Source organism: Mesorhizobium sp. M7A.T.Ca.US.000.02.2.1 (genome assembly GCF_003996995.1).
GTDB lineage: Bacteria > Pseudomonadota > Alphaproteobacteria > Rhizobiales > Rhizobiaceae > Mesorhizobium.
Genome location: NZ_RZTT01000183.1, coordinates 1 through 11,645, shown reverse-complemented (window position 1 = coordinate 11,645; position 11,645 = coordinate 1). Strand labels below are relative to the sequence as shown.

General features: G+C 62.9%; 13 protein-coding genes and 1 riboswitch. Of the genes, 5 read left to right on the top strand and 8 right to left on the bottom strand.

What is annotated here, in order from left to right:
• From EOD15_RS18200 to EOD15_RS18180, 5 genes are all read left to right on the top strand, one after another.
• Positions 1-837: PDZ domain-containing protein (locus EOD15_RS18200; RefSeq protein WP_127408704.1), on the top strand; the 837-nt coding region annotated here is incomplete at its 5' end.
• Between the two features lie 150 nt (positions 838-987).
• A complete protein-coding gene (locus tag EOD15_RS18195) occupies positions 988-1,599 on the top strand; it encodes a sulfite oxidase-like oxidoreductase (protein ID WP_127320467.1) in 612 nt (203 codons plus the stop codon).
• On the top strand, positions 1,596-2,342 hold the full coding sequence (locus EOD15_RS18190; protein WP_127320468.1) for an FAD-binding oxidoreductase: 747 nt from the start codon (positions 1,596-1,598) through the stop codon (positions 2,340-2,342). Before EOD15_RS18195 ends, EOD15_RS18190 begins: the two co-directional genes overlap by 4 nt.
• Positions 2,343-2,442: 100 nt before the next feature.
• Entirely contained in the window at positions 2,443-2,676 is a 234-nt protein-coding gene (locus EOD15_RS18185) for an AbrB/MazE/SpoVT family DNA-binding domain-containing protein (protein WP_127320469.1), read from the top strand.
• The gene (locus tag EOD15_RS18180) at positions 2,673-3,077 is read left to right on the top strand and encodes a type II toxin-antitoxin system VapC family toxin (RefSeq protein ID WP_127320470.1); all 405 of its coding nucleotides are present in this window, start codon (positions 2,673-2,675) and stop codon (positions 3,075-3,077) included. Before EOD15_RS18185 ends, EOD15_RS18180 begins: the two co-directional genes overlap by 4 nt.
• A gap of 22 nt (positions 3,078-3,099) precedes the next feature.
• Here the strand turns inward: EOD15_RS18180 and EOD15_RS18175 are convergent, their stop codons facing one another.
• The 8 genes from EOD15_RS18175 to EOD15_RS18140 form a co-directional block, all read right to left on the bottom strand.
• On the bottom strand, positions 3,100-4,575 hold the full coding sequence (locus EOD15_RS18175) for a nucleotidyltransferase family protein (RefSeq protein WP_127320471.1): 1,476 nt from the start codon (positions 4,573-4,575) through the stop codon (positions 3,100-3,102).
• Entirely contained in the window at positions 4,572-5,249 is a 678-nt protein-coding gene (locus EOD15_RS18170) for a glycosyltransferase family A protein (protein WP_127320478.1), read from the bottom strand. The genes EOD15_RS18175 and EOD15_RS18170 overlap by 4 nt, the downstream gene beginning before the upstream one ends.
• Complete coding sequence (locus EOD15_RS18165) at positions 5,249-6,001, bottom strand: glycosyltransferase family A protein (RefSeq protein ID WP_127320472.1); 753 nt, start codon at positions 5,999-6,001, stop codon at positions 5,249-5,251. The genes EOD15_RS18170 and EOD15_RS18165 overlap by 1 nt, the downstream gene beginning before the upstream one ends.
• Positions 6,002-6,056: 55 nt before the next feature.
• Complete coding sequence (locus EOD15_RS18160) at positions 6,057-6,791, bottom strand: glycosyltransferase family A protein (RefSeq protein ID WP_127320473.1); 735 nt, start codon at positions 6,789-6,791, stop codon at positions 6,057-6,059.
• A 14-nt stretch (positions 6,792-6,805) separates the two neighbouring features.
• The gene (locus EOD15_RS18155) at positions 6,806-7,855 is read right to left on the bottom strand and encodes a serine kinase (RefSeq protein WP_127320474.1); all 1,050 of its coding nucleotides are present in this window, start codon (positions 7,853-7,855) and stop codon (positions 6,806-6,808) included.
• A gap of 49 nt (positions 7,856-7,904) precedes the next feature.
• A complete protein-coding gene (locus EOD15_RS18150) occupies positions 7,905-8,336 on the bottom strand; it encodes a PqqD family protein (RefSeq protein ID WP_127320475.1) in 432 nt (143 codons plus the stop codon).
• Between the two features lie 130 nt (positions 8,337-8,466).
• Complete coding sequence (locus EOD15_RS18145) at positions 8,467-9,567, bottom strand: hybrid-cluster NAD(P)-dependent oxidoreductase (protein ID WP_127320476.1); 1,101 nt, start codon at positions 9,565-9,567, stop codon at positions 8,467-8,469.
• 25 nt (positions 9,568-9,592) lie between these two features.
• Entirely contained in the window at positions 9,593-10,840 is a 1,248-nt protein-coding gene (locus EOD15_RS18140) for an aromatic ring-hydroxylating dioxygenase subunit alpha (protein WP_127320477.1), read from the bottom strand.
• 114 nt (positions 10,841-10,954) lie between these two features.
• Positions 10,955-11,157, bottom strand: a riboswitch (cobalamin riboswitch).
• Between the last annotated feature and the right edge of the window lie 488 nt (positions 11,158-11,645).

The following is an 11,645-nucleotide window of genomic DNA, read 5'->3' as shown; positions in this document are numbered from 1 at the left end:
ATCCAGATCGACGCGCCGATCAACCACGGCAATTCCGGCGGCCCGCTGGTGGATGTCGCCGGCAATGTCGTCGGCATCAACACGGCAATCTATTCACCCAATGGCGGCAGCGTCGGCGTCGGCTTTGCCATTCCATCGGATCAGGCCCAGAAGGTGGTCGCCAAGTTGATGAAGGGCGGCTCCATCCAGTACGGCTATCTCGGCGTTCAGATCCAGGAGGTGACACCGGATGTCGCGAGCGCCATCGGGCTCGACCATTCCGGCGGCGCGCTGGTTTCAGAGGTCAACGACGGTTCGCCGGCGGCAAGGGCCGGCATCGAGACGGGTGACGTCATCACCAGCTTTGCCGGGCAGGACGTGAAGGATCCCAAGGACCTGTCGCGGGCGGTCGCCGATGTCGCGCCGGGCGCCAGGGAAACGGTCGATGTCTGGCGCAAGGGCAAGCCGATGCGGATTTCCGTCGATGTCGGCCAAAACAGCGCCGATGCGAAGACCGCGTCGCTGGACGACGGGTCCGACGCGCCGAGCGCCGGGCGCGCTCCCGCGATAGGACTCGGTTTGATGGATATAACGCCCGACATTCGCCAGCAGATGAACCTAGCCGGCAAGCAGCACGGCGCGGTGGTTGCCAGCGTCAACCCCGACAAAGCGGCCGCCGCTTCCGGAATTCAGGCCGGCGACATCATCGTTGCCGTCAATCAGGTGCCGGTCAAGAATGCCAGGCAGGTAACCCAGGCGATCGCCTTGGCCGGCAAGTCCGGCAGGAAATCGGTGCTGTTGCTGGTCGAGCGTGGCGACGCTCAAATGTACATCGCGGTGCCTTTTGCCAATGGCTGAGAAATGGCGTTGACGTGAACATGGGAGCGGCAGGTCCATCGGTGACGATCCCGCCGGTCTTCGCCCGTCAAGATTTCGGTTGCCCGTCACGGCATCTTCGAGAACATTGCGTCAGGCCGATAGTGGCCTGATTGCATGGGGATTGCCGCTATGGTCACCCGAGGTTTCTCTTCAGGACGGCGCCCGCCAGCCGATGGCGATGCCCGCATCCCGCCAGGCCAGTATCTGGAACAGGGTTTCCCGGTGCTGTCGGCCGGTCCGACGCCGCGCGTGCGTACCGAGGATTGGTCTTTCACGCTGAAACATGGGCCACGCCCGATCAAGAAATGGAACTGGACCGAGTTCAACGCGCTGCCGATGACCAAGATGACACGCGATATCCATTGCGTGACAGCATGGACCAAGTTCGACACGCCGTGGCAGGGCGTGCTGGTCGACGATATCCTTGCCGATGCGGGTGTGGAGCCGCCGACCGGCTTCACGCTGGCGCACGCGTTCGACGGTTACACCACCAACGTACCGGTCGCGGATCTCACCGCCGGCAAGGCCATGGTGGCGCTGCTCTACGAAGGCAAGCCGATCACACCGGACCATGGCGGCCCGGCAAGGCTGCTGGTGCCGCATCTTTATTTCTGGAAGTCGGCCAAATGGTTGAACGGCCTGCAATTCACCACGCGAGACGAGCCCGGTTTCTGGGAATTGCGCGGCTACCACATCTATGGCGACCCATGGCGCGAGCAGCGCTACACGGACGATCCATGAGCGATGCGGCGGCAGTGCAGTCGCCCTGGCAAACAGCCGGCATCGTCCGCATCGAAAAGCGCACGCCGCGTGTCACCAGCTTCTTTTTCCAGCCTTCTCGGCCCTTCGCCTATCGCGCCGGGCAGCATGTCGACGTCAGGCTGACGGCGCCGGACGGCTATCAGGCGCGCCGCTCCTATTCCATCGCCTCCGCGCCCGAAACGAGCGGCGCAATCGAACTGGCGATCGAAAAACTCGACGATGGCGAGGTCTCGCCCTTCTTCCACGAGGTCGCGGCAGTGGGCGATGAAATCGAACTGCGCGGGCCGCTTGGCGGGCATTTCGTCTGGCCGGAGGATGAGAGTGGACCGCTTGTTCTGGTCGGCGGCGGTTCGGGCGTCGTGCCCTTGATGTCGATGCTCCGCCACCGCGCCGCGCGTAATTCAGCGGTGCCCGTCGTCCTGGTCTTTTCGGTCCGGGTCTGGGACGAAGTGATCTTTCGTCACGAGTTGATCGCCCTCGACGAACGCCAGGACGGCTTCGACCTGATGCTGACACTGACGCGCGAAGCCGCACGCCGTCCAGCCGACTATGCGCGGCGGGTAGACGTCGCGATGATGGTTCAAGCCATGACGCGGCTGCCGGAGCCGCCTGGCATCGCCTTCGTCTGCGGCTCCAACGCCTTCGTTTCCGCGGCCGCCCAAGCGCTGATCGATGCCGGCGTTGCAGCCGAAATCATTCGCACCGAACGCTACGGAGTTTGAACGGACTCTGGCGGTTCGGTCGAGACACGATGCTTCAAGCCTTGAAAATCGACCGATGAGGTAATACCTTGTCGGAATATGGTATTACCAAGGAATGAAGTTGGCCACCACCGTCACGGCAAAGGGACAAGTGACCATTCCCAAACCTGTCCGCGACCTCTTGGGGATCGTCCCGGGCAGCAGGGTCGATTTCCGGCGCGCCGCCGATGGCAGCGTGGTGCTGGCTCGTGTTGACAAAAAGCCGCCTGCGAGCCGCTTCGCCAAGCTGCGCGGCCATGCCGGCGAGGGGCTCACGACCGAGGCGATCATGGCGCTGACGCGTGGCGGAGCGTGACGTTCGTCGACACCAACGTTCTGCTCGACCTTGTTACGGACGATCCCAATTGGGCGGAGTGGTCGATCGCGCAACTCGAGGCGGCAAGCCTCGATGGGCCGTTGTTGATCAATGATGTGGTCTATGCCGAACTTGCCGTTCGCTACATCGGCATCGAGGATATTGAGGCATTTCTGGATGCGGCCGGTCTCGAAATGGCTCCGATGCCAAGAGCCGCGCTTTTCCTTGCTGGAAAGGTATTCACGCAATACCGCCGATCAGGAGGATCGAGGACCGGCGTCTTGCCTGACTTCTTCATCGGCGCACATGCCGCCGTCGCCAAGCTTCCGCTTCTGACCCGTGATGTCGGCCGCTACCAGACCTACTTCCCATCCTTGAGGCTGATCACTCCCGACGCCTGATAGCTGCCGGATGGGCCTTCCTTCAGCCGACCGGTGAGAAATCCGCCGACAGCAACTGGAAAGGCAAGGCGCCATAGGCGGCCACCGTGGCCGCGTCGTTCCACACGCGAAACTGTCGCGATGGTCGCGCCTCGAGCGTCATGGCAACTCGGGCGCCGTCGAGCGTCACCTTGCCGCGAAAATGCAGCACGCGTTCCCTGCCGGATCGGCTGATGGCCATGGCGCGCAGGCGAGCAATATGCTCGCCACCGTCATTGATCTCCATTTCGATGCGGCGCCGGACCGGCGGAACGCCGATCCTGACGGTGATATCGAGCATCATGTCGCCGGTCGTTTGCGGACAGGCGATGGCCTGCGAAAACACCAGAGGCGCCGATGCTGCTTGCGGCTTGCGCGCGGCCGGTCTGCCGCGCCAAGGTTTGGCGGGCGGCTCCTGCTGCAACCGGCCCTTCTTCCGCTTCAGGCGCAACTGCTTGGCAAGCCCGCGCGATAGCCAGACCAGGCCGCCGAAATCCGTGCGCGGCTTGGCTTGCAGAACCGACGACCAACGCGACAGGCCAACCCCGTCGGCCATGTCCAAGATTCTGGCCATTGTCGGTTCCGGCACCGGAATGCCGATCTCGAACGTTAGATAGGATAACGCCACCGCCGCTGGAACCGCCAGGCCGCGTCTGCCGACGATGTCGAGGAACGTGTCCCAATCGACGTCTTCGCCATGGATGGCGACCGCGCAGTCGACAAGCCAGTCGCTGTGGGTATGGGCGTCGAGGCCGCCATGGGCGATGGCCAGGGCCATGCGATCGGCCGGCGACGGCACGAAGACCGCGACGCCGCTGAATTGTGCCGGGACCGCCCGTAGCCAGATCGCCAGGTCGTCTTCCGCGCTCGTCTGCGACCCGTCATAGCCGAGCTGGTGCAGGTCGATGTCACCGAAACGGCCCTTGAAGAAGTTCATCGACCGCAGCGACGCCAACCGGGTTCGCAGATATTGCGCGCTGACGCCCGAGGCGATCTGCCAGTCGCGATCGCGCAAGATGTCGAAGACGGCAGCCATGTCGCGCGGGCGCACCAGTATGTCGATGTCATGCGCAACCCGGCCACGCTGCGCCGACGCGTTCAAGGCAATGCGGCTGGCGCCCTTTATCAGCATGATGTCGGCGCCGCCGTCGGCCATCGCCTTCAGCCCCGGCTCGGCCTCGCGCATCGCCATGCGCGACTTCGTCCACAGCATCTTCTGCAGGCCGACGAGACGCGGATGGGCGGTATGCCCGGCCAGCTTCCTGCCGAACCTGTCGGAGATGGCGGCGAGCAGGCGATGTTCTCGAAACGAGACGAGGTCGATGTCGTTCTCGTCCAACCAGCGCGCGGCGCAGCCGGCGGCTGCGTCCTCATCGGAGAGCAGCGCCGCCTTCAGCAACAGGTCCAGCTGGCCGGTGGGCCACGACCAGCCATAGTCCGGGAAGCGGCGGCCGATGCGGCGAACGGGCCTGGCGTTCAACTGGAACCCGCCTTGTTCTGGGCTCGCCGCTGCATGGCGAGCCTTGCGACCTCGAGATAGCCCCTGTCGCGTGCCGGATCGCGGCTGTAGGAAAGGCTGCCCGGACGGATGCGGCGCAATGCAAGCACGTCATCGAGCATGGCAAGGGCAAAGCCTGCCTCACGAATCCGGGCGATCCAGTCGATCATCTCGCCGCGGCCGCCTGGTGGGTCGATGATGGGACCGACGCTCTGCACCACCTGCTGGCGGATCATCATCGTCGTGCGCGACCAGCCCGCTCCACTGGTCGCCTCGGGTAGATCGGGCCTGTCGCCGCGAAACGTCCGCCAGTGCGTAAAGACGCCCGCGGTCCCGGGATGACAGCCGAGATAGGCCAGCTGCTGTTCTATCTTGTCCGGCAGCCACAAATCGTCGGCATCGAGCGTCGCGATGAGCGGCGTCGAGAGTGCCGCAATGCCACGTGTCGTTGCGCTGCCAGGTCCGGCATTGTCCTGTCGCAGCACCCTCACCGGCAGGTTCATCGCTTCGATCACCGCAGCCGTATCGTCGGTCGAACCGTCATCGACCACGACGATGGCCTCCGCCTTTGCCGTCTGGGCCAGAACGGAGTTCAGGGCCGCGCCTATGGTGGCGGCCGCGTTGAAAGCCGGAATGACGACGCCGTAGCTTGCCATCAAAGGAACCGCCACTGCGCGAGATCCTTGAAGTCGAAAATCCCCTCCACCCGGCGCAAGCTGGGATCGGCCTTGCGACGCTTCATCGACTTGTGAATGGCGCGCATGAACTCGCGAAAGGGCACATCGGCTTCCTTGGTCATGTTGCCGGGATGACGCCTGTAATAGAGAGCCACCGTATCGGGCATAACGTATTTTGCCTGGCTCTCAAAGATACGCAACAGATAGTCGGTGTCCTCGGCCTGTTTGAAATCCTCGTCGAAATCACCGGTGCGCTCGATGAGGTCTCGCGCAAAGATCCCAGCGGACAGGTGGATCCCTCGCACGGTGATGGAGTGGCTGTCGGCGGCCGGTTCCAGCGTCTCGCCATCTATCTTGTCTATCAGCGTCATGCGCGAATAGGTCAGGTCGAGGCCAGGATCCTCTTCGAAGCAGGCGAGATCCGCCTTGAAGCGCCCTATCGGGGAGATGTCGTCCGAATCGAGAAACGACACCAGACGAGTCTGCGGCAGCAACTGCTTCAGCCCGGCATTGCGCGCTTTGGTGACCCCGCCATTGATCTGCTGGAAAAGACGAATGCACGGGGCCTCGTCGATCAATGACCTCACGACGGCTGCCGAGCCATCGGTCGACCCATCGTCGATGACGATGATGTCGAGATCGATGTCTTCGCGCTGCCTGAGCAACGAGCGCAGCGCGAGGCCAACGAATTGTTCGCGATTGTAGACCGGCATGATGACGCTCAGCCTCATCGGCGTCTCCAGCAGCGTTGCGGGCTTGGCTGATCCGACCCGATTGTGTCGAGCATCATAGCATCCGCCAATCGGCGGAGCTCTTCAATTCGAAGATGCCCTGAACCTCTCGCCGTGACGGATCGGCCTTGCGCCGCCGCATCGACTTGTGGATCGCGCGCAAGTGGTTGCGAACCCTGCCGCTATGCTCCCTGGTGACATTTCCGGCGTGGCGTCGGTAGTAGATCGCGACGGCGTCCAACAATTCGTAGTTCGGTCCCGCCTCGAAAACGCGCAGCAGATAGTCGGTATCCTCAGCCTGCTCGAAATCCTCATCGAACTCGCCCGTCCTGTCGACAAGCCCTCTGCTGAACACGGCGGCGCTCAGCGAAATTCCCCGAAGCGTCATCGTGTGGCTATCGACAGCCGGCTCCAGCCGCTCGTCGTCAATCCTGTCAGCCAGCGTCATCAGCGAATAAGTCAGCTCGAGGCCGGGGTCTGCTCGGAAGCGCGCGAGGTCCTTCTTGAACCGTCCGGCCAGCGAGATGTCGTCAGAATCCAGAAACGAAACGAACTCCGCATCCGGCGGCAGTTGCCGCAGCCCGGCGTTGCGCGCCCTGGCTACGCCCATGTTGGATTGCTGGAACAGTCGGATGCAGGCGTTTTCGCGCATCATCGAGCGCACGGCCTCAGCAGAGCCGTCGGTCGAGCCGTCGTCGATGACGATGATGTCGAGATCGGCGGCGTCCCGCTGCCGCACCAGCGAGCGCAATGCCGAAACGACATAGCGCTCACGGTTGTAGACGGGCATTATCACACTCAGTTTCACGAAGCGCCCCGCGTGAGAAAGCCCGCAATCGTACCGGCTATCTCCTGTGGCTGCGTCCCCAGCGACAGACGATAGCACGGCAGCAGGCGGGTCAGATCGCTGAAGAAGCGAAAGCCGCTCTCCCGCTCGCCCGGCATCTGCGCTATGCCCGACGGCGCCAAGGCAATCATGGCATCCCTGCGCGACACGGGCACGATCGAACTTGCCTCGCCTCCGCCGATATGTGGCACCAGCAGCGCGATGATGTCCAGAGTTTCGGGCACCGGCCGAGGCGCGATGTCATCAATGTGAAAAGCATGCTTGCCTTGCCAGTTGAGCGGACCATGCGCTTTCAGCCGATGCTTCAGCCCAAGCCGAACGAATCCCTGGGGATCCTGTTTGAGTGTTGAAAACAGTGGGCGGGCAGTCACGCCGTTGGAGAGGTCGACCAGCACATAGTCGTCGCCGACGCTGTCCAGTCCGTTGAGGAGGCCGGCGGCGACGGTTCCGGATTTCCCGGCCCCGCCCGCGCCGGCCAGCAGCACGCCCCTGCCCTTAGTCCCGAGCGTCCCCGCATGGGCCAGCCGCATGCCGCGTGCCGCATATTCCCAATGCAGGAAAGCCCGCAGCGGCGCTCCCGGCTCCCACGGTGGAAAGGCATCGGCCGAAGCCATCAATTGCACGCCAACGCGACGTTGCGGATCATAGAACTGCCAGAAATCCAGGTCGTGAAAATGGTTGCCGCGCAATCCGGCCTCCGCCAGCCGGGTGGCGAAGCCATGCTGCGTGAAGGGCCCCTGGCCCCAACTGACCGGTGCCGCGATGCCGTCTATGCCGGGATGTGCGACGAAGACGCGGCAGATGTCGGCAGGCGTTCGGTTGCCCGGAGCACTGACAAAGCCATGAGCGACGGCATCCGCCAACGCGCCGGGGCTGACATGCGCGGTCAGATCCAGATGCGGCAAGCCCGCCTCGCGGGTCAGCGGATAATGCGCGGCGCTGCTTTCTGCTTGCGCCAGGACATGGCGTGCGTAGTCAACCAAGTTTTCGAGAGTGACGTTCGGCATGGGTCTGCCTGTTCCGGAGCTGTCCGGCAACGAGAACCTGATGGGCGCTTCAGTTGGCCTGCTTCACCGCGGGCCAGCCGAGGGGCTCCTCGACCTCGTGGATGGGATCGACGACAATGAGATCGGCGAGATCGTCATGGATGTCGACCTTGAGGGGCTCTCTGGCAGCGGCGAGCTGAGCCAGCAATTCGCTTGGAGCCTGTCTTGCCACGCCATCGGTTACGGCCGCCAGCAAACCGAATTCGAGCAATTGTGAAACAAAGCCGTCAATCGCGGCGGCATCGAGGGCGCCAATGCCGGTCGCGGCGCCGACCAGTTCGGAGGCAGGTACGCCGGACGACAGTGCATCCCAAAGTCTGCTGCCTGAATCAGAGAAGCCGAAATATTTGCCCGTGGTCAGGTCAAGAACGACGGCTTCGCCGTCGAAGGATTCAAAGACGATATCCTTGCTGGCAATGGCATAGATGCCGGATTGTCGCATGTTTGCTCCCCCGCCGAGCAGGCCGCGGAGATGATCTTCGGGCCTTACGGTCAACCCCACCGTTGCAGGCGTCTAACCATTTGCAGGGTTTTTGGCAAGATGGCGCAGGCTCGGGGGCGAGCGCAGCCGGTCACGCTTCGATTTCAAGCGCAGAAAGCGGCTTCGAGCAACAGGCGAGGATAAAGCCGTCCTCGATTTCGTGATCGAGGATGCCGCCATTGTGACTCATCTCGACATCGCCCGCGACCTTCCTCACCTTGCAGGTGCCGCACAGGCCGAACTCGCAGGCGGCGGGAATCCGCACCCCAGAGGCGCGTGCCGTCTGCAGCACGGTCTGGCCGGCGACGCATTCGGCATTGACATCGGAAAGCGAGAACCGGATTGGTGTGACGGCCTCGACAGCAGCAGCCACGCCGTCTTCCGCCGGCGGCGAGAACGGCGCCGGGATCTCCTCCACGGCAGGCGCAGCAAAGCTTTCCTGATGGTATTTCGCCATGTCGAAGCCGGCGGCGTCCAGCATGCCGCGCACGGCGCGCATGAAGGGATCGGGGCCGCAGCAGAAAATCTCGCGCTCGCGGAAATCGGGTGCCAGCAATGGCAGCCGGATCGCGTCGATGCGGCCCATATGGCCGAACCAGCCCTCGCGGCTCGACCGCTCCTCGATCATGAAGCCGAGCGACAGGCCGGGCATGCGGCTGCCGAGCAGCTCGAGTTCCTTGCGGAAAATGATCTCTTCCGGGCGGCGCGCACAGTTGACGAAGCCGACATCTGTCCATGGCGCACAGTCGTTCAACCAACGCAGCATCGACATCATCGGCGTCACGCCGGAGCCCGCCGAAATGAACAGATATTTGGCCGCCGGGTGGCTGTGCAGCGAAAAATCACCGGTCGGCCCATAGGCCTTGACGTGCGAGCCCGGCGTCAGATGGTCGAACATCCAGCGCGTGCCGGTGCTGCCTGCCTGCGCCTTGACCGTCACCGCGATCGAGAACGGCCGCGACGGCGAGGACGACAGCGTGTAGGTGCGCATCAGCGGCCCCTCCGATGTCGGCAGTTCCAGCGTCACGAACTGGCCCGGCTTGTAGCGGAACCAGGTCTGGTTGTCGGAGCGGAAGGTGAAGGTCTTCACGTCCGGCGCTTCGTCGCTGACGCCGATCACTTCCAGCACCTGCAGCCGGTCGTTCCAGGGCGTCATCTGGTCGAGATGGCGATAGAGGCCAAGGTCCGTCATCGCATTCATCCTCTTGTCCCCTGAGCTAGGCGACGCTGCGCAGGGCCGGCCGGCCGCCTTCGGCAAGGCGCGGCCCGATGAACGACGCGTACCACTCGACGAACTGGATCACGCCGCCCTCATGCAGCTCCGAATAGGGGCCTGGTTCGTAGGCCGGCGACAGGATGCCGAAGGCGTTTTCCTCGACGATGCGGCGGTCCTGGTCGTTGGTCTCGGTCCAGACATGGGTGAGCTCAGCGAGGTCGTAGTCGACGCCTTCGACCGCATCCTTGTGGACGAGCCATTTCGTCGTCACCGCGGTTTCCGTGGCACTGATCGGCAGCACGCGGAAGGTGACGGCGTGGTCGCCGAGGATATGGTTCCAGGTGGTCGGATAGTGGTAGAGCAGCAAGGAGCCGATGCGGTCGGTTGAAACGCTGTCGGACAGGTTCTTCTTCACCGCCCGTTTTCCCGTCATGGTGTAGCTGACGGCATCGCGCAGCAGCGGCGCGCGGGTGGCGCGGTACTGCCCTGCCGGATCGATGCGGAATTTGCTCGGCAAGCCAGCGGCCTCGCATTTGGCCCAGTGCGCGACCATCTCGGGGTCGCTGTCGGCGCCGTTGACGCCGGTCACGGTCGGCGCCTCGGGGAAGGTCTTGCACAGCTCAGGGTGATTGGCGACGCAGTGGTAGCACTCGCGGTTGTTTTCCCAGACCAGCTTCCAGTTGCCCTTCTCGACGATCGTGCTCTCGAAGGCGATCTTTGCTTCGCGCAAACGGTGCGGCAAAAGATAAGGTTCGATCATCGCCCGCATCGGTGCGAAATCCGCCGGCTCCTTGGCCAGGCAGATGAAGATGTAGCCGCCGACGCTCTCGCAGGCGACCGGCTTCAGGCCGAACTGGCTCTTGTCGAAACCGTCGGCCATCTGGCGGGCAAACAGCAAGCGGCCGTCTAGCTCATAGGTCCACTGATGATATGGGCAGACGAGCTTTGCCGCCGTACCCTTCTCCGTGTTGCACACGCGGCTGCCGCGATGGCGGCAGGAATTGTGGAAGGCGTTGATCTTGCCTTGCTGGTCGCGGACAAGGACGACCGGATAGTCGCCGATCTGCACGGTGATGTAGCTGCCCGGCTTCGGCAGTTCGCAGTCATGGCCGATGAACAGCCAGTCGCGATACCAGATCAGCTCCATGTCGAGCTTGAAGTAGTCTGGATCGGTGTAGAAGGGCTGCTCCAGCGAAAAGCCTTGCCGGCGCCCCTTCAGGAGCCTCAGCATGTCGTTGCGGGTATCCATGTCCTGTCCTCGTTTCTAAGGACTGAACTGGTGGTGATGGAGGAAGGATTGAAACGCAGGCTGGCTGTGTGCCGGACATGCGCTATCCACCTCTTGACCGCCCACCGCGATCAGTCGAGTCTAAAAATCTCGGGCTGGTTTCCGGGCTCTGGAGTTGTCCTTGCGGACCATCGCGACACCTTCCCAGGCAGTTGCCCAGTGGTCTCCCGTTGCGACTTGAACTCCACCACCGTTGCGGGGGCAGCGCCGGATTCTGACCGGCTTCCCAATTCTCCGCCTCGTCGTCACGAAGCGGCACCTGAGATGAGTATGATCTAACCACGATCGCTGGCGCGCCGTCGGCATGAAAACGACATCGTATCCATGCGGCGCGACACGGCATGCGAAACGTCACCGCAGATCGTCTGGGGCCGAAATCCCGCCTCCCGGGCGGCCATTTGCCGGCTGCGATCTGCCCGAATCCGACCCTTGGCGGGGGTCAAAAAAGGTTAACGGTTTCGAAAAGTGACTATTAGCTTGACCTAAAATCGAACCGAACGGTTCGTTTCTGTTGACGGTGCGTGCAGGACGGTGTGAACGCTGGGCCTTTGAAACAGTCAGTGATCCATCGGCTGGTTAAACCTAACATGCTGATATAAAGAAGAAAAATGTATCTCTAGATTCCCCTGGCACAATTTCAAGGTGTGGATTCATGGTCCACACGGAACAACTTCGTGATTGGAAAAGGCGGGGTTGCCCTCCCACATCGGGGCTGTCCGAACGACGCGATTTCATTTCCAAGACACGCCGCTAGACGGACGGAAAA